General features: G+C 65.5%; 25 protein-coding genes. 19 read left to right on the top strand and 6 right to left on the bottom strand.

From position 1 onward, the window contains the following. Positions 1-55 precede the first annotated feature (55 nt). The 4 genes from FB460_RS09100 (at position 56) to FB460_RS09115 (ending at position 3982) form a co-directional block, all read left to right on the top strand. The gene (locus FB460_RS09100; RefSeq protein ID WP_142093810.1) at positions 56-1852 is read left to right on the top strand and encodes a hypothetical protein; all 1797 of its coding nucleotides are present in this window, start codon (positions 56-58) and stop codon (positions 1850-1852) included. Between the two features lie 51 nt (positions 1853-1903). Beyond that, positions 1904-2497, top strand: coding sequence for a class I SAM-dependent methyltransferase (locus FB460_RS09105; RefSeq protein ID WP_211345929.1), 594 nt, complete (start codon positions 1904-1906; stop codon positions 2495-2497). 81 nt (positions 2498-2578) lie between these two features. Further along, positions 2579-3493: a DMT family transporter gene (locus FB460_RS09110; RefSeq protein ID WP_142093812.1), complete on the top strand. Its 915-nt coding sequence runs from the start codon at positions 2579-2581 to the stop codon at positions 3491-3493. A gap of 117 nt (positions 3494-3610) precedes the next feature. Next, a complete protein-coding gene (locus tag FB460_RS09115; protein WP_142093813.1) occupies positions 3611-3982 on the top strand; it encodes a hypothetical protein in 372 nt (123 codons plus the stop codon). Between the two features lie 34 nt (positions 3983-4016). On the opposite strand, the gene FB460_RS09120 is transcribed toward FB460_RS09115, so the two are convergent. The 5 genes from FB460_RS09120 to FB460_RS09140 all read right to left on the bottom strand — a co-directional run bounded on the left by FB460_RS09120 (position 4017) and on the right by FB460_RS09140 (position 6329). Continuing rightward, positions 4017-5147 carry a glycerate kinase gene (locus FB460_RS09120; RefSeq protein ID WP_142093815.1) on the bottom strand — a complete coding sequence of 377 codons (1131 nt, stop codon included), beginning with the start codon at positions 5145-5147 and terminating at the stop codon, positions 4017-4019. A gap of 78 nt (positions 5148-5225) precedes the next feature. After that, positions 5226-5462, bottom strand: coding sequence for a YoaK family protein (locus FB460_RS09125; protein ID WP_142093817.1), 237 nt, complete (start codon positions 5460-5462; stop codon positions 5226-5228). Continuing rightward, a complete protein-coding gene (locus FB460_RS13510; RefSeq protein WP_142094294.1) occupies positions 5387-5671 on the bottom strand; it encodes a DUF1275 family protein in 285 nt (94 codons plus the stop codon). The genes FB460_RS09125 and FB460_RS13510 overlap by 76 nt, the downstream gene beginning before the upstream one ends. Continuing rightward, a complete protein-coding gene (locus FB460_RS09135; protein WP_142093819.1) occupies positions 5668-6081 on the bottom strand; it encodes a type II toxin-antitoxin system VapC family toxin in 414 nt (137 codons plus the stop codon). Before FB460_RS09135 ends, FB460_RS13510 begins: the two co-directional genes overlap by 4 nt. Further along, entirely contained in the window at positions 6078-6329 is a 252-nt protein-coding gene (locus FB460_RS09140; protein WP_142093820.1) for a type II toxin-antitoxin system prevent-host-death family antitoxin, read from the bottom strand. The genes FB460_RS09135 and FB460_RS09140 overlap by 4 nt, the downstream gene beginning before the upstream one ends. A gap of 73 nt (positions 6330-6402) precedes the next feature. Between FB460_RS09140 and FB460_RS09145 the strand changes: the two genes are divergently transcribed. From FB460_RS09145 to FB460_RS09205, 12 genes are all read left to right on the top strand, one after another. Further along, positions 6403-6978, top strand: a complete 576-nt coding sequence (locus FB460_RS09145) for a TetR/AcrR family transcriptional regulator (protein ID WP_142093822.1) — start codon at positions 6403-6405, stop codon at positions 6976-6978. Between the two features lie 57 nt (positions 6979-7035). Beyond that, a complete protein-coding gene (locus FB460_RS09150) occupies positions 7036-7407 on the top strand; it encodes a VOC family protein (protein WP_142093824.1) in 372 nt (123 codons plus the stop codon). A 263-nt stretch (positions 7408-7670) separates the two neighbouring features. Then, positions 7671-8399, top strand: a complete 729-nt coding sequence (locus FB460_RS09160) for a MerR family transcriptional regulator (RefSeq protein ID WP_170210028.1) — start codon at positions 7671-7673, stop codon at positions 8397-8399. Between the two features lie 118 nt (positions 8400-8517). Then, a complete protein-coding gene (locus FB460_RS09165) occupies positions 8518-9807 on the top strand; it encodes a sensor histidine kinase (protein ID WP_142093829.1) in 1290 nt (429 codons plus the stop codon). Beyond that, positions 9807-10487 (top strand): response regulator transcription factor, encoded by a 681-nt coding sequence (locus FB460_RS09170; RefSeq protein ID WP_142093831.1) that lies wholly within the window; start codon positions 9807-9809, stop codon positions 10485-10487. The genes FB460_RS09165 and FB460_RS09170 overlap by 1 nt, the downstream gene beginning before the upstream one ends. Before the next feature lie 88 nt (positions 10488-10575). Beyond that, on the top strand, positions 10576-11331 hold the full coding sequence (locus FB460_RS09175) for an ATP-binding cassette domain-containing protein (protein WP_142093833.1): 756 nt from the start codon (positions 10576-10578) through the stop codon (positions 11329-11331). Further along, positions 11328-12749 (top strand): ABC-2 family transporter permease, encoded by a 1422-nt coding sequence (locus FB460_RS09180; protein WP_142093835.1) that lies wholly within the window; start codon positions 11328-11330, stop codon positions 12747-12749. Before FB460_RS09175 ends, FB460_RS09180 begins: the two co-directional genes overlap by 4 nt. A gap of 111 nt (positions 12750-12860) precedes the next feature. Further along, positions 12861-13364 carry an RCC1 domain-containing protein gene (locus FB460_RS09185; protein WP_142093837.1) on the top strand — a complete coding sequence of 168 codons (504 nt, stop codon included), beginning with the start codon at positions 12861-12863 and terminating at the stop codon, positions 13362-13364. Positions 13365-13667: 303 nt separating this feature from the next. Continuing rightward, complete coding sequence (locus tag FB460_RS09190; RefSeq protein ID WP_246044346.1) at positions 13668-14384, top strand: ABC transporter ATP-binding protein; 717 nt, start codon at positions 13668-13670, stop codon at positions 14382-14384. Beyond that, positions 14384-15802 carry an FtsX-like permease family protein gene (locus tag FB460_RS09195; protein WP_142093841.1) on the top strand — a complete coding sequence of 473 codons (1419 nt, stop codon included), beginning with the start codon at positions 14384-14386 and terminating at the stop codon, positions 15800-15802. Before FB460_RS09190 ends, FB460_RS09195 begins: the two co-directional genes overlap by 1 nt. A gap of 49 nt (positions 15803-15851) precedes the next feature. Next, complete coding sequence (locus FB460_RS09200) at positions 15852-17087, top strand: sensor histidine kinase (protein ID WP_142093843.1); 1236 nt, start codon at positions 15852-15854, stop codon at positions 17085-17087. Further along, positions 17080-17757 carry a response regulator gene (locus FB460_RS09205; RefSeq protein WP_142093845.1) on the top strand — a complete coding sequence of 226 codons (678 nt, stop codon included), beginning with the start codon at positions 17080-17082 and terminating at the stop codon, positions 17755-17757. Before FB460_RS09200 ends, FB460_RS09205 begins: the two co-directional genes overlap by 8 nt. A 202-nt stretch (positions 17758-17959) precedes the next feature. Here FB460_RS09205 and FB460_RS09210 read toward each other — a convergent pair whose 3' ends face one another. After that, positions 17960-18676 carry an ABC transporter permease gene (locus tag FB460_RS09210; RefSeq protein WP_142093846.1) on the bottom strand — a complete coding sequence of 239 codons (717 nt, stop codon included), beginning with the start codon at positions 18674-18676 and terminating at the stop codon, positions 17960-17962. A 512-nt stretch (positions 18677-19188) separates the two neighbouring features. Here FB460_RS09210 and FB460_RS09215 point away from each other — a divergent pair. Genes FB460_RS09215 through FB460_RS09225 form a run of 3 tightly spaced genes read left to right on the top strand, consistent with a single transcriptional unit; the run spans position 19189 to position 20345 of the window. Then, entirely contained in the window at positions 19189-19521 is a 333-nt protein-coding gene (locus FB460_RS09215) for an ArsR/SmtB family transcription factor (protein WP_142093848.1), read from the top strand. After that, the gene (locus tag FB460_RS09220; protein ID WP_142093849.1) at positions 19514-19948 is read left to right on the top strand and encodes an SRPBCC family protein; all 435 of its coding nucleotides are present in this window, start codon (positions 19514-19516) and stop codon (positions 19946-19948) included. The genes FB460_RS09215 and FB460_RS09220 overlap by 8 nt, the downstream gene beginning before the upstream one ends. Before the next feature lie 46 nt (positions 19949-19994). Further along, entirely contained in the window at positions 19995-20345 is a 351-nt protein-coding gene (locus FB460_RS09225; RefSeq protein WP_142093851.1) for a nuclear transport factor 2 family protein, read from the top strand. The last annotated feature ends 3 nt before the right edge of the window (positions 20346-20348 follow it).

The following is a 20348-nucleotide window of genomic DNA, read 5'->3' on the forward strand; positions in this document are numbered from 1 at the left end:
ACCGGACTGCTCATATGACACCCTGACGCACAGACCTCCACGATCAGGAGCTGCCGTGAGCAATGACCTGCACCTTGACATTCCGCAACTGACGCGGGCGCTGGCCAAACACCCTCCGAGAATCCCGCTGCCGGAGGTTCCGGACTTGTGGAGTGCCTTTCGGGCCGCTTCGGTCGTCGCACCACTGCAGGACCAAGCCCCCAAACGCGCCCGCACTCCTGTGCCCTTCGGGCAGGGCCTCACCGGAACCCCGCCCGCAGGCTATGGATGTGGCCCGGCCTTCCTGACCGCGAGCAAGAAGGTGCACGGACACCCCACGTCGTTCCTACGGGTGTTCGTATCGTTACCGGAACAATTGGAGACGCCTCGGACGGGCAAGGACCGGGTGCGGCTCACCGGACGTCAGGTGCTCACAGCGATACCCGAAGGCTGGGGTCTGCAGATCGTCGCTGGGGGCGTCAAGCATTGGATCTTGCCGGAGGTCGTCGCGCACGAGGCCCGTCGTGCCTCCGAGGAGATCGAACGCGATCAGCGCGCTGCGGCGCATCATTGGGGTCTGTCGGTGGATCCCGATGCTGGCGGCGGATTCACCCGAACCCGGAGCGTCGACGGCTTGGAGACATGGCTAGCCGGCCTGGGAGATCTCGGCGACGCCAAGATCCGGCTTCTGTTCCGGCAGATGGGCGAGCGCTGGGAGGCCCGCGGGTGGGCCGAGCTAGGGCCGGACCCCATTCCCGAGACGCGCCTCGTGTCCTTCCTCGATCACGGCCTTCCTGCCACCTGCAAGGATGCCGACGCTTCCGATCTGGTAGAATTTGCCGCGCCCCCACCGGCGATGATCGAGGCGCTCCAGCAGTGGCGCGCCGACGACGCTTGGCCGGGGTTTGGCACCTGGCTCTCGGCGGTGTTCACCATCGATGTGAGTGATGCGGCCCCGACGCTGACCATGATGCGCCAGCACATCAACAGCGATCACTTGCCTGCGTTCGATCCGCCGCTGACGGCTGCCGACCTACAGTGTGAGCAACGACGCAATCCGCGCACCGCGTGGTGGATGCCCGATTGGTTCTTGGTTTCCCTCCGCCCGGACACGGAGGAGGCCGCGCTTCCCGAGGCCGAGATCCCCGCCCCGCCATCGGGGGTGGACGCCGAGCGGTACTTGAAGCAGCTCGACCGTGCACCGGCACAACCGGCCTCGCCCCGAGATCCGTTGCGGTTGGGGGATTTCCTGGACCTGAAAGATCAGATCCAGAAGCTGGGTGCGCGGGGGTTCTTGGCGAACCATGAGTCGGAGCTGCCGTGGTTGGCTGCGGAGTTCCGGCGCATCGCCGCGCCCCCGGATGAAGAACCGATCAGTGGGTTGGGAAATCTACTGCACATCGCGTTGCGGATACGCAACGACGACGAGGGACGCCAGCAGCTGGTCCGCGCGTTGCTCGCAGCCGGCTGGCCGGTGAGCACGTGCCGGGCAGGGAGCTACAACGAATTGCTGATCTTCCTCGACTCCGCTGTGCCCGATGACGTGGAAGACTACGTGGAGCTGATCATGCTGCTGCTCCGTGCAGGCTGTCACCCCAGTTTGATGGATCGTTTCGGCCAACGCTTACTTACGCGACTTGGAACGCCCCGCATGACCAGGCACGACCTAAAGCCGGTGCTCGATGTGGTGTTCTCCCGAGACGACCTCGAACTGACCCGTATCGACTCCTCCGGCGGCAGCGCGTTGCGCGTTGTACGGCAGCGTCGCCGCGTCATGCCCGATCGTGCGAACCGCGTGCTCGCATGGTTGATGCATCACGGACATCACGTGCCATTCCTCGGAGAGGACCCCAAAACCACCGTACTCGTCTGACGACCTGCCCCTTCTTCTCACCTCATGCCGCTTCGTCCTCGAAAGGAAATCGTGTCCACACCGCAGACGGTCCAGCACTACACGGCCCGCGCCGATGAGTACGCCCATCACCTGGGGTCGCTGGAGGCCACCCATCCGGCGGATCGAGAGCTCATCGGGCGATGGGCGAGCGGCGTGGGAGGTCGCATCATCGACCTCGGCTGTGGCCCCGGACATTGGGCGGCTTTCCTGCATCAGCAGGGCGCGTCGGTGCGTGGCATCGACCCGGTGGAACGATTCATCGACATCGCTCAGCGCGCGCATCCGGAGGTCGAGTACGACGTCGGGTCCGTGATGGAGCTGGCCGATGGGGCGGCCAACGGCATCATGGCGTGGTATTCCCTGATCCACCTCGAGCCCACGGAGATGGAGCCGGCTCTGAGGCGATGCCGGTCCGCCCTCGTTCCGGGTGGGTCACTGCTGATCGGATTCTTCGACGGTCCCGCGGTGGAAGCATTCGATCACGCGGTCACGACCGCCCACTTCTGGCCCGTGCACGAACTCTCGGCCCTACTCGAAACGGTCGGCTTCTCGATCCTCGAAACGGTGCAGCGTCACGACGAGGGCTCACGACCCCACGCCGCGATCATTGCTGCACTCCCCTGAAACACGGGGCGGCCCTATCGCTGACCCAAACCGTGTTGTTCACACTCGTGTGCAGTGCGTCCATTGCCTACCGTGGGGGGCATGTCCACGCCGAGCACAGCCATCACCCATTCGCGTCGCGGAATCCTCACCGTGTTGTTGGGTGCGTTGTTTTTCTCGGTATCGGCAATCGTCATCAAGCTCGCCGCTGTCGAGCCCATCACCACCGCGACGCTGCGTTGTGCGATCGCGGTTCCCCTCTTGGCCCTCCTGGCCCTCCGGGAAAAGTCCTCACACGGTGCACTCTCAGGTCGCAACATCTGGTGGTCGATCGCCGCGGGGATAGCCTTGGGAATCGACTACGCGGCATGGACCGCATCCATTTTCAAGGTCGGCGCCGGTGTCAGCACGGTGCTGCTGAACTTCCAAGTGATCGTCCTGCCGCTGCTGGCGTGGATGTTCGACAAGGAGCCTGTCTCACGACGCTTCAAGCTGGCGGCCCCAGTGATGCTGTTGGGCATCGGCATGTTGGGGGGTCTGTGGGGATCAAGCGAGCTCGGGCCGGAGGTGTTGACCGGTACTGCTCTGGCGCTGCTGGCAGGCGTCGGCTACGGCATTTACATGTTCATCACCCGACGTACCACCCGTAGCGGGAGCAGCAACATCATCCAACAGTTGGCGTGGGCCACCGCGTCGGCGGGAGCGACCACCGCGGTCGTCGGTCTGTTCTTCGGGGGCCTCCAGTTTGCGGAGATCACGCCCCAAGCATGGGCGCTGCTGATCGCACTCGCCGTGGTCGGGCAGGTTATCGCGTGGCTACTCGTCCATCACGGCAGCGCGAACCTCAGCCCCTCCACAACGGCGAGTCTGCTGCTGGCCCAACCAGTCTTCGCTCTGATCATCGCAGCGATCGTTCTCGCCGAACGTCCCACAGCGATCCAGCTGCTCGGGGCCGGTCTGGTCGTCCTGGCTGTGGCGGCGTCCCATGGACTGTTGTCGCGACGCTCGGACGCGTGAGCCAACCTCCGTCGATCGCAGGGGAAAACCTCACACCCATCACGCCGGAGCTGCCGCCGATCTCGGGTTCAGCTACGCTGTGCGGCCCATTAACCGCCTGAGCATCAAGGAACGCCCATGCCCCATCCCCACGGTGCCACCCACACATCCGCCGGTAACCTGGTGACAGACCCCGCCAGCGGACTCGAGAAACTACTGGCCTATCAACCCTTGCAGGCACTGACCGGGCTGTACGGAAAGATCTCCCTCGGTGGCCACATCCACGTCACGCCGAACGAGCTCGCCTTCATCCCACACAGCCTCAATGCGACGCACACCGAGCTCCACATTCCGCTCGACCACATCACCGGCTTGCGTCCCCACCGCAGACTCGCTGCGGCACTTCTGACCGTCACCACTCAAACCGGTCATGAGTTCAACCTCGTGAGTTGGAAACGTCAGGCGATCATCGACGCCGTGAACCAAGCACGCAGCACACCACGCTCCTGACTTCAGTGGCCTTTGAGCATGGCCCGAACGCTCATCACGATCGTGCGCGGTGAGACCCCATCAACCGGATGACCATCTCTGCTGCTCGTGCAAGATGAACCTCCGCGTTCGCAAGCGCTTCGGACAAGGGCTCAGGCCCGGAGCCGATGGGCACGAGTGCGGTGAATCCGTGGTCGTGCAGCACGGCGGCGTCTGCCGCGACCCGCCCGGCGAAAGCCACGAGGGGCACCCCAGCGGCCCGTGCCTCACATGCCACCCCACTGAGAGTCTTGCCCATCAGGGTCTGGGCGTCGATGGCCCCTTCCCCGGTGAAGACAGCGTCGGCGTCGGCGATCACCGAGCGGAAGTCAACCGCCTCGAGGACCACGTCGATGCCGGGAACCAGATCGGCCCCGCAGAAAGCCCCCAGCGCGTAGCCCAGGCCGCCGGCCGCACCGGCCCCCGGCGTCTGCGCCGGCCCTTCCAGATGCCCGGCCGCCTCCGCAACCCGGCGCAGGATCTCATCCAGCACCGGGACATCATCCGGCGCAGCACCCTTCTGGGGGCCATAGACGGCAGACGCCCCGTTGTCACCCACGAGCGGATTGTTGACGTCACAGGCTGCCCGGACGCGAGTGCGCGCCAGACGCGGATCGACTCCCGAGGCGTCCACACTGACGACCTGCGCCAATTCCCGCGGCGTGGTGCCCAGCTCTGCCCCGCCACCATCCAAGAAACGGACGCCGAGTTCGGCGAGCATCCCGGCACCGGCGTCGTTGGTGGCCGTGCCACCGATCCCCACGATGATCTCGCGTGCTCCCGCATCGAGGGCGGCGCGCATCAGCTGCCCGAGTCCTCGTGTGTCGGAGTCGAAGATCGACCGATCCTCCGGCGCGATACGCCCCAGTCCCACGGCCTGCGCCGCCTCGACGACCGCCACGTCGCCGGCCAATGCGAAGTGTGCGTGAGTCGGGCACCCCAGAGCGTCGACGATCTCCACCTGACGCATACCCGCATCCAACGCAGCAGCCATCGCGTCGGTGAACCCCTCCCCACCATCTGCCAGGGGCACCGGAACCACCTCGGCACCCGGATCGGCGGCACGCACACCCCGCGCCAATGCCTCGGCGGCCTGCAACGCCGTGGCGGATTCCTTGAACGAATCAGGGGCGAGCACGATCTTCATGGCGACCTCCTTGTCGATTCGACACTGTAGCCGTGCGATCGAGCGTCCTCTGCGCCCCACCCTCGGCGCGGAGGATCCTCACGACGGAGCGCGAGCGAAAGCGCCGCTGCGCAGATCGGCACAGGTCGGGAAGCTCGACAGCAAGAACAGGATCGCCGCTGCGGGCAGGACCGTCAGGAAGCCGATCGCACTTCCCAGCAAGGCCCCGAACACGCCCCCGAGTAAGAACAGGAAGACGATCATGGTGTGAAGCTGCAGTCGGTTCTTGCTGGCGCGCACCGGATCGGGGCCGTTCGGGCGATTCCGATAGAGCATCTTGCCGAGTCGATGCCGATGTCGGTCACCATTCCGGTCACATGCGTGGTACGGATCTGGGCGTCGGTGACTTTGGTGATGAGCGCATTCTGCAGACCCATCGTCCAACAGAGAGTCATCACAATGGGCCAGAAGAGTCCCCGGTCGGTCGTCTTCTCCGCCAGTAGACCGATGAGGACCGTGGCCAGCGCTTCGAGGCCGACAGTCAGTGCATCGCGCTTGGATCGATCAGCGGCACGGCGGCTCGCATGAAATCCTTCGTGTTCCGGGTCACCAGCACCAGACCGTGGACCTGCGCGGTCGCTGCGATCAAGGCATCCATCTCGGGCATGGGGTCGGGCACATGCAGTCCCGACGCGACGCTCGCCACGGACTCATCGACCGCCAGCACACGGCCCGCAAACAGAGGCCGTACGTCCTCATTCAGCCAGAGCCACAGCGGCGCCGCGCCAGCAGGATCAGCCCTCTGCTTCCGGCGGATCCCTCGCTCGATCTCCAACAGCGTGATGACGCTGATCGCCAGATCTCCCACTTCCTGCTCGCTCAACCACCGCTCGAGCTGCTCCGACCGCCGACGCCGCGCGTCGCTCAGGACGTTCGTGTCGAGCAGGTACTTCACAGCTCTGCCTCGCGAGGCTCCTCCACCTGCCGAGGTTCGAGCTCGAGCTCGACATCAGCGGTCTGCCGTGCCCACAGACGATTCCCGACTCGTTCGCGTTCACCCGCCAGATGGTCGTAGTCCTCAACGGTCATCAGCACATGTGCACGTCTGCCATGGTCGGTGATGGTCACCGGGCCATCGGCTGCAGCGCGCTTCGCCGCAGAAACGTCCCTGTTGAACTCCGCGCTCGAAATCGAGATGCTCATGCGCACTCCCCTCGAAAATCCAACGACCACGTTTTACCTACTATAGGCATTCTCCTGCAGCGTCGACGAAAGCATGCTGGTACTGGCGCCAGAGAGTCTGACCGGACAGGAACAGTGCAACAGCGATGCGCGCTCCCTGCGTGGGGTCGCGCGGCGGGCCGGCGTCGATCCGGCACTGTTGCACCACTACTTCGACGGCAAGGAGGACCTGTTCGTCCATACCGCGCACCTCGCCGTCGATCCCCGGAAGAACCTCGAAGCGATCCTCGCAGTCCCCACCGACGCGATCGGCGTCACGCTCGTACGACGACTGCTGATGCTGTGGGACAGCCCCATGGGGCAGGTCACGATCCAGACGCTCACCTCCAACGCCCGTCTCGCCTCCGCGTTCGGGGCCATGATGACCAAGATCGTTCAGGAACTCGCCGCCATCCGGTTCCCCGAACTCCCCCAGCACGCCCGTGATCAGTTCATCGCACGGATCCAGGTGACGATGGTGGGGCTGATGGTCACCCGACATCTGGTGAAACTCGACGCCATCGCCACCGCGTCCCACAAAGAACTGGCACGGACCTACGGCGCGATCATCCAGGACATCCTCGACTCCGGCATGACCGACGCACGGTCGCCCACGCACCGACACCGCTGATGAAGCCCAGCAGGTTCGGACAAACCTTGCACGCTCCCCCCGATCTAACGTGCCCACATGATCACGCACATAGCGACCGCCATCATCTACGTCAGCGATCAGGACCAAGCCTTGACGTTCTACCGGGACATACTGGGCTTCGACATCGTCCAAGACGTCGAGATGGAGCACGAAGGCCGCTGGTTGGAAGTCGCTCCGGCGCACGGCACGACCTCCCTCATGCTGGCCTCAGCATCCGCCTTCGGCAAACAGCCGGGTGAAGGGGCACATCTGACTTTCGCAACAGATGACGTTGCCGCAACCGCCGAGGCCATCAAAGTTCGAGGCGCAGAGGTCTCCGAGGTGACAGTCGCTCCGTGGGGCACCTATGCGACGGTCGCAGCACCCGACGGACACGACCTGCAGTTCAACGAACGACACATCAAGTAACCGCTCCACTACGGCCATGCGAATGCGAACACGACCCTGCCGGGTCTCACTCCTCGGCGTTGCCAGTGTGCACGAGTCGCAGGCGTCCCACCTGGGTGTCGTAGGCCGCGTTCATGAGCGGGTGGCCCGTTTCGCTGGTCAAGTCCATCTGCGCCACAGCGCCTGCCCAATAGCGCAGGATTCGGGATGCTTCTGCTGTTGGGGACTTTGTGCAGAAATCCTCGATGACTAGGAAAACATCCATCAATCAGGAGGTTTCGGTCGTGCGAACCGCCGCATTGGCGCGGGCTGTGGGAGTGAGCACGCAGACCATCCGCAATCTGGAGACACGCGGGATCCTGCCCCCGGCCCCTCGACTCGCCAATGGGTACCGAAGCTACGGCGAATGTCATCTTGCGGCTCTCCACGCCTATCGCGCTCTCACCGATGCCTTCGACATCGCAACCGCCGGCCACATCCTTATCCTCATCCAAGCAGGAGAGGTGGACAGCGCGCTGCGGACCATCACGGCACGAATCTGCCGACACGACGCTGAGCGGCATCATCTGGACGACACCATCGCAGCTCTGCAGTATGACCCACCAAAGCAACAATCTGCCCATCACGGCCTGCGCACCATCACCGAGACTGCCCGAGCCCTCCACATCAAGGCCAGCACTCTGCGCGTGTGGGAAGGTGAAGGGCTACTCGAGCCCGGACGCTCACCCACCACGGGATACCGGCACTACTCTCCCAGCCTCGTGCGGCGTGCCAGCCTCATTCTCACCCTGCGTCGCGCCGGACTCGGCATCCCCCACATCCGCGACCTGCTGTCCACGCTCGACACCGACCAGGACGCCACCCGACTCTTGGAGGCACTGCGCGAACGCCACCAGCAACTTTCCCAACGCACTCGCCGCATCGTCACGGCCATGAGCAGACTCGAGAACCATCTGAGTGCTTGGGACGGCACTCAGCAATCCATCGAAGACACCTCGTCGGGTCAAGGATGACGGCTTGATGCGCCGCCCCTCACCGTAACCTGCCCGCGTACGAGGCCCACCGGTCGCACGGCGCGCATCCCCCACGCGGGGGAGGTCATGCCACCTCACACGTCGATATCGTCGGCCCATGCACCGCCACAGCGTCGCCGACTCTCCGGCCCAGCGTCCGGGGCTCGGCGATGCCTTGCTCGCCGCGTCCTGCGGTCTGGTCTCTCTGGCCTACGTCGGGATCGCACTGCGCCCCGACGGCACCCCCCGCACGATCGCCCTCACGCAGATGCTTCTCTCTTTCGGATTGACCGGTGCAGCGTTGTTCTGGCGAGTGCGGCCACGGGCAGCCGGGTGCGTGATCGCCGCGCTCCTGGCTGGTTGGGCCGCAGTGTTCTGGGCAGCCATGCCCCTCAACACCGGTCTCACGCCGTATCTGCTGCTGGCCGGGTTCGTGGTGTACGCATGGACGCGGTGGGTCCCGGGACGACGCTGGGAGGCAGTGGCTGGTGTGCTCGGTCTGCTCGGCGCGGTCGTCTCCCCCGGCAATGCGCTCCCAACGACCGCCGGGTTTCGGTATGACCTGGTGGCTGTCGCCCTGCAGTGCCTCATCCTTGCCTTCGTGTGGTTGCTGGCGCGTCATCACCGAGCGCGGGATGCGGCAACGGCACGGGCAAGGAAGGAAGGTGAGGAGCGCCGAGAGGCCGCCGAGCGAGAAAGGGAGCATCGGGTCAAGGCAGCGGCCCAGGCGGAGCGTCAGCGAATCGCCACAGAGATCCACGATGTCCTGGCCCACAGCCTGACGCTGATCCACGCGCGCTCGACCGCAGGCCTCATCACGTTGGACGCCGACCCATCCTCGGCCCGAGATGCTTTGAACGATGTGCGCGCCACAGCGTCGGAGGCCCTGAGCGGAGTGCGATCCCTCGTGGGAACTCTTGCGGGGGCAGGCACTTCCACAAGCCCAATCGCTGCCGAGGAGGCGCCAGCTCCGGCAGGCGACCTGCGGGACATACCGACTCTGCTGGATCGGTTCCGCGCCAGCGGGCTCCCCGTCCGTGGGCGCATCCCCGCGCTGCCCGAACTCACGACCGCCCAGGAGCATCTGCCGGTTCTCGTGCGTCTGGCAGTGCTGCGTGTGCTCGAGGAAGCACTGACCAACGCTCTACGCCATGGTGACCCCGCCGCTGGCGCAGACCTCGTACTCGCACTGGATGACCCGGTGCGCCTCGAGGTGCGCAACCGTCTCCGCGACGACCTCGACTCCCCCACCGATGCCCCTGCAGTCGTCGGCACTGGAACAGGCCTCACCAGTCTCACCGCCCGTCTCTCCGACCTCGGTGGCGCGCTGCAGACCGCCATCTCTGGCGGCCACTTCGAGCTGACCGCCACGATTCCCCTGCACAACTCTCTTCTCAGGGAACTTTGATGACCGCTGCTTGCGATCGCCCGATCCGCGTCCTTCTGGCCGACGACCAACCACTGTTACTGGCGTCTCTGCGCACGATCCTCGATGCCCAAGCCGAGATCGACGTAGTCGAGGCTGTCGAGGACGGTGACGCCGCACTGGCCGCGCTCGACCGGCGTCTGGTGGACGTGGCCGTCCTGGACATCCGTATGCCCGGCACCGATGGAATCACCGCTGCTCGCCGCATCGCCGACCGTGCCTCACCGCCGAAGGTCGTCATGCTCACGACCTTCGACTCGGAAGATCTCGTGCGGGCCGCCCTCGATGCGGGGGCCCAAGGGTTTCTACTCAAGGACGCCGACCCCGCGGAACTGGCCACGGCAATCCGACTGGTCCATGAGGGGCGGAGCGTCCTGGCGTCGGGGGTCACCGGTCACGTCATCCGCGCCTACCGGGAAGCGGTGGCGCACTCTGCCGGACGCATCTCATCACGCGCCCGCCAAGGGCTGGCGATGCTCACGCCCCGCGAACTCGATGTACTGCTGGCGCTCAGCGACGGCGCCAGCAACGGCGAGATCGCCACTGTCCTCGGCGTGGGCGAGGCGACGGTCAAGACGCACATGTCCAACCTGCTCATCAAGCTCGACTGCCGAGACCGTGTGGCACTGGTGGTGCTGGCCCATCGGGCGGGCTTGGCCTGACCCCTCCCCCACGCGGCGGAGGCAGAACGGCTGAATTTCCGTCATGCGCCCGATCCGTCATCACCGGTCCCGGGCTTTGACTTGACCCATGACGACTCCTGCTGCACCGGAACCGCACTCTCCTCCACCCGGAACCACTCCTGTGGTCTCGTGTCGCGGGCTCACCAAGTCCTACACAGGTCGTCCTGTCCTCGACGGACTCGACATGGACATCCTTCCCGGGCGGGTCCACGGATTCCTGGGCCGCAACGGCGCGGGCAAGTCCACCACCATCCGCATGGTCCTCGGTCTCGAACAGCCCGACGCCGGGCATATCTCGCTGTTCGGCCGGCCGTGGGAGCGGGGCGCACTCGACCGGATCGGTGCGAGCGTCGACGGACCCGCGTTGTATGGGCACCTGTCTGCGCGGGACAACCTGACCGTCCATGCCCGGCTTCTGGGCTGCTCCCGTTCACGGATCGATGAAGTGCTGGGGCTCGTCGGCCTGGAAGGCACCGGCCGCAAGCGAGCCAGGTCGTTCTCCACCGGCATGAAGATGCGTCTCACCCTTGCGGTCGCCCTGCTCGGGGAGCCCGAGGTCCTGATCCTGGACGAACCGCAGAACGGGTTGGATCCCCAGGGCATCGTCGAGCTGCGCATGCTGTTGCGGGATCATGCGGCCGCCGGCGGCACGGTGTTGGTCAGTTCTCACCAGTTGGGCGAGGTGTCTCGTCTCGTTGACGACATCACCGTGCTCGCCGCGGGACGGTGCCAGTGGAGTGGGCCATTGGAGGACTTCGCCCCCGTGGGCATGTTGGAGGAACGTTTCCTCGAGCTCACGATGACCGCGGAGGCGTCCCGATGATCAGAGCTCTTCGCGCCGAGGTGACGCGCACCCGTGGGTCTGCGGCCTTGCTGCTGACACTCAGTGGACTGATCTTCGCCCTGCTCTCCAGCCGGTTCGCCGTCTCTGCCGGCATGAACGGCAGCGTGCATGATCTGTTGAACTGGCAGGGCTTGTACGCAACAGGGCTCGCCGCACCGATCATGACGCTCCTGGCTGGCGCTGTCGCCGACCGCGAACGCGGCGCCCGTGAAGGTGGGACCAGATGGCGCAGCACACCCCGTCACCTGATCCTCATCGCTCGCGCGCTCGTACTCATCGCCCTGTCTGGTGTGTTCCATCTGCTCTCATACGGCGGTATCGCCGTGGTGGCCATGCTGACGGGGTTCACGGATGCAATGGGAAGCATCGTGATCGCCGCTCTGGTGAGCTGGGTGTCATCGTGGGCGCTGTGCCTGCCGGGTCTGGTGCTGGCCGACCTCTCCGGAACGATCCCGGCCATACTCATAGCCCTTGGGTTGCAGATCATCGGCACGCTTTCCGCGGAGAAGTCGTGGTGGTGGGCCGTCCCGATGACGTGGCCGGTGCGACCCTCGTTGTGGGCGCTGGGCGTGCATCAGAACGCGGTGCCACTCGCGCCCGGTGAAACACCGATCATCACCGAGCCGTGGACGGCTTTGGCCGGCTGCATCATCACTGCCGCAGCCTCACTTGCAGTTCTGCTGCTTCTCGACAGAAACACCAGGCATCTCCCTTGGGTGGGACGCCGCGCTGTTGTCGCCCCAGCGCCACGTCGTTCGACGCGTGGCGGAGCCCTCGGAGCCGCGCACCTGGCTCTGCGCGGGACCGCCATCGGCTGGCTCACTGCCGGGGCACTCGCGTTGATGGTGGTCGTCGCGCTCGTGGATCGGCCCGGTGCCGCAGCCGGGACTTTCTCCTATCTGGTGTTGCCGGTCGGAGCGATCATCCTGCCGGTCGTGGCCTGGTCCGGGGTGCGCGATGCGTGGCGGATCACTGCGCTGAAGGGCCCACGAACGCGTCACGCGCTCGTTGCCCGCATCGTCATTCACGTGGCGGCCATGACCGCGGCCGCGGTCATGGCGGTCCTGCTCGAGGGCTCCCCCGAGGACCTTCCGCGTCGCACATTGCTGTGGGTATTGACCGGCGCTGTGGTGGTACTGGCGTCTCTGACGACCACGATTCGTTTCGGACCGGGAATGGCCATCGCCGGAGGACTGCTGTGGTGGATCTTCTCGGTCACCTTCGCCGGCGATGTTCTTGCATCCACTCCCCTATGGGCCGTTTCACTGCCGCTGTGGGCCGAATGCGCGGACACACCGGCACGCCTCATGCTCGCCGTTCCCACATGCCTGGTGCTGTTCACCGGGCTGCTGTTCATGGTGCGACGCGCAGAGACAGTTCGGCTGCGAGCGGGATGAGCAGGGTCCCGGTTACCAGGCTGTGGTGCGCGATGGTCTGCGTTGGCTGCAAGTCGAACCCCGACGCCATGCTCACGCCCCGCAAGCCTCCCGACAACTACGATCAAGAGCATGTCTCTCCCCCGCCATCAGCGTTCCGGAGCAATCGCCGCGGGGCGGCGTCACTCCGTGTGGTGTCGCGACGATGGCACCGTCGTCGCGGTCGAACACGATCGTGCTGGCGAATGCCAGGTTTCGACGTGGGAGAACGTGGTCGCAGTCGCTGCCGGCAACGTCCACACCTTCAGCAACACCGGCAAGTCACACACGCTCGGTCTTCGGAATGACGGAACGGTCGTGGCCACAGGGTGGAACGCACACGGTCAATGCGAGGTCAACGGCTGGCACAGTATCCGCTCACTCGCCGCAGGCTGGCGCTTCACCCTCGGCGTCCGCGAGGACGGCACTGTCATCGCCACCGGCCGCAATGTTGAGGGCCAGTGCAACACGAGTGATTGGGACGATGTCGTGGCCATCGCTGCTGGCTCTCGCCACTCCCTCGCGCTCCGCTCCGACGGAACGATCCTCTCCACCGGAAGCAACGAACACCATCAATGCGATGTGTCAGCGCGGTAGCGACCCACCTCTGCTGCAGCGCCGCCATCTTGAGACGTACTGCACTCAGAGCTTCTCGGCTTGAGAAGCCCCAAGGCGTGGTTGCTATTCCCTGCCCTCGTCGCCAGATAGAAAGCACACCCCGGTGGATACCCACATCCTACCTTGTTGGACCGGCACCGACTTGGCCTTGTCCACTGGTGATGACAGTTCTTGCCATCGCCGTGACGCGAACGCCAGCGCTGGGCTTTGCTCGTCGTAAGCCTTCGAATGGAGGGCCGGTACTGGAAGGAATAGATAGTGCAGGCGAACAACGTTAGCGCGGTGAGTGCCGTTGCTGTGGGGCGGCAGATCGCGAGCGGCGACTGGGTTTTGCGGGAGTGTTCGGTGACGTTCTCTCCAGGGTCGTTGACGGCGATCGTGGGTGCCAGCGGCGCAGGCAAGACGTCACTGATGTATTGCTTGAGCGGGTTGGATGCTCCTACCGCGGGTCAGGTGCTGGTTGAGGGTCATGACGTCTATGCGATGTCTCGGCAGGCGCGGGCGACGTTCCTGCGGTCGCGGGTCGGGTTCGTGTTCCAGCAGTACAACCTGGTGAGCTATCTCAGCGTCGAGGAGAACGTGGCCCTACCGCTGTCTCTGGCCGGCCGGCAGGTTGACCGTCAGGTCCTCACTCGGCTGCTGGAACGCTTCGGCTTGGCGGCGAAGGCAGGGACGGCCGCGGGGGCGCTGTCGGGCGGCGAGCAACAACGGGTGGCGCTGTGCCGTGTGCTGCTGCTCCGACCCGCTGTCGTATTCGCCGACGAGCCAACGGGCGCGTTGGACAGCGCCAATTCACGCCTGGTTCTGGAGGTTCTGCGGGAGCTCGCGGATGCAGGGATCACGGTGGTGATGGTGACGCATGACGTGGATGCCGCTGTCCGTGCTGATCGTGTGGTGTTCATGCGCGACGGGTCGATCACCGGGGTTGGCTCCGGGCTGGACGCCGGTCAGGTGCTGGCCGGAATGCGTCAACGGGTGCGTGGGCGGGAGGTGCGGTGATGCTGCGTCATGTGGTGCGGATCCTTCGCAGCGACTGGGCTGGGTGGGCGCCAAGTATGGGCGTGGTCGCCGCGGTGACGATCCTGGTCACGGCGTGCACGAACCAGTTCCTCTGGACCAGTTCCACCGAGTTCTTGGACGCGGCCCGGCGATCAGGTCTCGACGGCGGCGAGTTCGCGATGGTTTCGATGACGATCTACACGGTGATCGCGCTGCTCGCGGTGTGCTCGCTGACCGTAGTGGGCTCCGCGACGGTGGAACGCACCCGCAGCACGTTCGCCCAGTGGCAGCTGATGGGAGCCTCGCCCCGGCAGGTCCGCGCCTGCCTGTGGGCGCTGGTCGGGCTGGCCAGCTTCGTCGGGGCCGTTCCGGGGGTGGTGCTCGGCTCGGTCCTGAGTTCGCTCGTGGTGCCGTGGTTCAACGCGATGGCCGGTGCGAGCTTTCCGGGCGGCACCGGTGACTTCGCTCCACCACCCTTCACGCCAAGCGCTGTCGCGGGTAGCGCGGCGCTTGTGCTCTCGGTGGTGACCTGTCTGCTGGGAGCTGCCTGGCCTGCGCATCGTGCGGCTCTGGTGGAGCCCGTTGAAGCGATGCGTGGGCCCGCGGCTGTGCAGAGCCGGCGTGCGTGGGGGCGATGGCTCGTTGGAGGCCTGCTGCTGGCCTGTGCTGTGGCGATGGCGGTCGCCACGCCCCGAACGCTGGATCCTGCGCAGGTCGGGCGGTCGACCACGGCGACGGTGAATGCGGCGACATGGGTCGGCGGATTGAGCGCCGGAGCGGTCTACGTGGCCGGACCCGCTCTGGTGCATGTCGCCCTGAGCCTCGCGCACCAGGTCCTGCGTCTCCTCCGTGTCCCCGTGGGACAGGTGGCAGCGCGCTCGGCCCGGGCGCAAGCGGCGATGAACGCGAACACGATCGCACCGTTGGCGGCAGCGATCGGACTGGGCGGCGTCATCTTCACCGCAACCGGCTCCTACCTAGCCGTGATGACGCGGGCGGGTTTCCCGCTGGAGGATCCGAACCTGACCGACGTCGCTCTTCTCTCGGGGCTGTTCTGCTTGATGGCGATCGCGACGAGCATGGCGGTCATCGCGCTCAGCGGCCGCGACCAGGTGCGCGAGCACACGACGCTGCGCGCGTCGGGGATGAGCCCCGTGCAGGTCTCACGCTTGGTCGCGTGGCAGTCGTTCTGTCTGGCTCTGTGCGCAGCCGGGATGGGGCTGCTTCCGGTGGCTCTGGTCGCGTGGCTGGTGGTCAGCTGCTCACTGGCGCTGGTGGGCTCCGTGGCGCTGAGCGTGCCATGGCTGGGGTTGGCCGCGGGCTTCCTGGTGTGCTGGTTCGTGCTGTGGGCCGTCCAGTTCAGCCAGGCGATGCCGTGGCTGCGCCGGGAAGCAGCGGCGGGGCTGCGCCACGCCTGAAACACTGGCAAGAGCGATCATCAGCAGTCGAGGTCTGGGAGGAGCGGCGGTGCAGGCTGTTCGGGACTGGTTCGATCAGACCTGCGGCGAGCGTCGGGAAGCCGGTACGGCGTGGCTGGTGATCGTGCTCGCCTGCGTCGCGTTCCAGGCACTGATGGTCGCGCGCCTCCTGTTCGCCGGGAGCGCGCGTGACGGAATCGCCTTCGAGCTCGTCCAGTCGACGCCGGGAGCCGTGGGCATCACGATCGCTGTGGTCCTCACAGGGATGATCTTGCTGTGGAGCCCCCGACGGCCGGTGCTGGCGCTCGCGGTCATCGGGGCCGCGTACCTGGCGGCGTCCGCGATCGGCATGCACGACTACGTCGCCTTCCCGCTGCTGTTCGCGCTGTTCCGCGTCGTCGCCGACACCGGGCTAGCATCCGTGGTCGGCTCGGTCACATCGACGGGCGCCGGCATGCTGGCCAGTTCATGGCTGGCGACCTCGACGACGGTCGTTGACGAGTTCACCGGTCAGCTCAGCGTGGCAGCGCTCAGCATCCTGGCCGCGGTCGGGGTCCGCAGCGTACGCGGCTGGAGAACAGCCACCCAGCAATCCCACCATGATGCCGAGCGCGCGCGTGCCATCGCCGCCGAACGGGATCAGGCCATAGCGCGCACGCTCATCGCCGCCGAGCTTCACGACAGCGTCGGGCACAACCTGACCGCCATCATCGCCCTCTCCCAAGGCCTCGCCGGGGCCACAGAGAATCCAGAACTCGACGAATCATTGGAAGACATCGAGACCCTGGCACGAGAAGGGCTCGACGAGACCAGGCGCGCCGTCTCCCTGCTCGGACGCCTTGAGGACCCGGCCGCGCCCGCTCCAGACCACCATCACCCCCATAGCTGGGACGACGTCCATGATCTGGCCGACCGCGTCCGTGCCCTCGACGTCCCGGTGGTGGTGACCGAGACCGGACGACGCCCCAACGGAACGCCCGTCGCCGATCTCGGTTTCAGCATCGTCCGCGAAGCCCTCACCAACGCCGTGCGCCACACTGAGCCCCTCGAACGAGCATCCATCGCCATCGACCACCACACGACCAAAGGCACGCGGATCACCATCCGCAGCCACGGGCACCCGCGCAAAGCCGACGAGTACGAGCCGGGCAGCGGGCTGCAACGCCTCTCCCATCGAGTCACCAGCCAGGGTGGCACATTCAACGCTGGCCCCGGCGAGCCCGACGAGTGGATCGTCGATGCCAAACTGCCACCCGCACCGAACGAAGAGAACCACCATGCCTGACCGGCTGCGCATCATGCTGGTCGACGACCAGCCCATGGCACGTCGAGGATTCGCCCTCATGCTCCGACGAAGCCCGAACCTCACCGTCGTCGCCGAAGCCAGCAACGGCCAAGAAGCCCTGGACCTGCTCACCGCCGCGCGAGAGGAAGCAGCTCCCCTTCCCCACGTGATCCTGATGGATGTTCGCATGCCGGTGCTCGACGGCATCGAAACCACTCGTCGGATCACCCGCGCATTCCCGTCGGTGAAGGTCCTGGTGCTGACCACCTACGACGAAGATGACTACGCTTTCGGAGCTCTCACCGCGGGCGCGTCCGGGTACCTCCTCAAAGACGTCCGCACTCCCGACCTCATCACCGCGGTCCAAGCCGTTGCCCGCGGCGACGCCATCCTCACCCCACGCATCACCCGTCAAGTCATCGAACGCGGCATCCCCCGCGCCCTCCCCCACCACCAGCAGACCGAGATGCGAGCACTGCTCGACCTGCTCACACCCCGCGAACGCGACATCGCCCGCCTCATCGCCGACGGCGACTCCAACGCCGAAATCGCCGAACGACTCGCCATCGAACCAGGATCCGTACGCCGCAACGTCAGCCGCCTCCTCACCAAGCTCAACCTCCGCGACCGCGTCCAGATCGCCGTGCACTGGCACAAAGCAGGGCTATGACACCCGGGTTCTCGCCCGCACACCCACCCTGGAGAGAAACAACAGGGGTGTGCCTGTCATCTCGCGACCCTCGTCGCCGGATAGAAAGCACACCCCTACGGATGGGGCCATCATAGAGGGACTTCGAACTATTCGACGCAGCTAGACGGTACGGGCGGCCCAACGATCGCACCCGTCACTGCACTAGCACCCCGAGCAGGACTTATCGAGGCAGCGCCTCGTCAAAATCATTGCCTGAGATATCGACCCGGATCGAGTGCTCCTCATTGCGTGGGCAGACAGCCATCGGCATCCACTTCGTCACGTCGCGCTTGGTGCGCTTGCCATTGTTGTCGTAGAAGTCAACCCAGGTCTCGGGGACCTGCTGGAAACGAAGCTTCTGGTTCTTGCACTTCGGGCACCGCATCGCTAGACGAAGCGAGTACGGGTAGGTCACACCGTCCTCCTCCTTGATGCCCGCCCAGGCACGGAAGAAGGGATGCTTCGGCAGGCGAAGCACATTTCGGCGAAGGAACCGGAAGAACGACCAGCCAATGAAACTGATGGCGATGACGAAGACAGAAACGATGAGCCACCAGTATGCCGTCGGCACCCCGGCCGAAATGTCGAAGCCGCTGCCCGACGCGAAGATATCCACGAGCTGCTTCACCGAGAAGGCCCCCGTGACGAACCCGGCAATGGTTATCAAGCCAGAGACGACACCGATGAGTGCCGCCGGGGTGGGGATTCGGGTCTTCTTAACGATATCGAAAGTGTGCCGCGGCTCATCAGAGGTCGGCACCGAGGTGACCACAATGCCGTGGTTGTCGCCACCGAAGGCAACGCCTCCACCCCTTGCGAACGGAGCTTTGACGTCGCCGCCCGTCTGGATCTGCTGGTTTCCGTTACTGCTATCGCCGATGCGTTGGGCGTTAACCACGGGGTACTCCTTGGTCACTGGTGCTGGTTGGGTTCAGCGTATGGCACACCACCGACACTCCCAGCTCTGACCGGACGAACTAAGATTGCCATTGACACCTGACGCGCCTTGGAGACTCGTTCCTCGGACACGACGCAGCGGGCGCTACGTCGTGGTTGCGACTGTATGCAGCTTCGACCTCCGCAGGCGCGCGGTAATCCGGGGACTCATGCAAACGGTTCTTGTTCCACCAGTGCACCCACCCCATGGTCGCCGGCATCCCAAGAGTTCTGAGCCGACGTTGCCCGCGTCGAGAGCAACCGTGAACCTAGCCAGGCATCTACATGGTCTACTTTGCAAGCCCTCGCGACCCTCATCGCCAGATGGAGAGCACACCTCAGCGGTTGAATTGACCCTAGATCGACTTTCCGGAACTCGGCAGACACCTCCCAGGACCCCGGTGGTCCACAAGCAAACGCTTGCACAAGTGACTGCTTGTGTTAGCGTGGGTCAGACACCGAGAGGAGTGCTGGATGAGTGCCGAAGCTGCCGATCTGGATCTTGCGTTGCGCGCGCTGGCCGATGGAAACCGGCGCGCGATCTTGAGAGTCATCCGTTCCACGCCTCGCCCGGTGGGCGAGGTGGCCGATGAGGTCGGTCTGTCCCAGCAAGCAGCGTCGCATCATCTGCGCGCTCTATCGCGTGCGGGACTGGCGACAAGCACCCGCGAGCAGACCCGACACCTCTACATGGTCAACACCGACGGCCTGGCTGCAGTGCGGTCGTATCTGGATGGCTTCTGGCCCACCAAGCTCGCCGCCTTGAAGGCTGCCGTGGAAGCACACGAGGAGAAGCAGGATGGCTGAGTTCACCGATTCCATCGAGATCGCCGCGCCTCCCGAGACGGTCTTCACCTACCTCACCACGAACGAAGGCATGACCGCGTGGATGGGTCAATTCGCCGACCTCGACCCAACCGAGGGCGGCCGCTTCTCCGTGGACATCGCCGGACACCCGGTCCGCGGGAAATTCCTGGCCGTCGAACCGCCACACCGAGTGGTCGTGTCCTGGGGCTTTCCCGGCAGCGATGAGCTACCGGCAGGGGCGTCCACGGTGGAGTTTCGCCTCACCGCAGTACCGGCTGGCACGCGGGTTGATCTGCGGCACAGCGACCTGCCCGAGAGTGCTGTCGCCGGTCACGCCGACGGCTGGGCGAACTTCCTGCCACGCCTCACGCTGGCAGCGTCCGGTCGAGATCCCGGACACGACACATGGACCCCACTTTCCGACTGACCGATCACCACCCGATCCCGTCATGACCTGTGAAAGGACTCCGATCATGACCGCCTACGACATCGTCAAGAAGTACCACCACGCATGGACCACCGGTGACATCGAGACCGCCATGAGCCTGGTAGCCGACGACATCACCTGCCGCGCCCCCGGCATCGACCTGACCGGCAAGCAGGAATACGAAGGCTTCATCGCCGGGTTCGCGCCCATACTCACCGGCATCGGCGACATCGCCGAGTTCACCGATGGCGACCGGGTCGCCCTGTTCTACTACCCCCAGACCGCAGCGACCAGCACCGCACCGGCCGCCGAACTGTTCACAGTGCGCGATGACCTGATCGTCGACAGCGTCCTGATCTTCGACCGACTGTCCTACGGCCCGCCCTCGGAAGGCTGACCC

The organism is Propioniferax innocua (assembly GCF_006716235.1).
GTDB lineage: Bacteria > Actinomycetota > Actinomycetes > Propionibacteriales > Propionibacteriaceae > Propioniferax > Propioniferax innocua.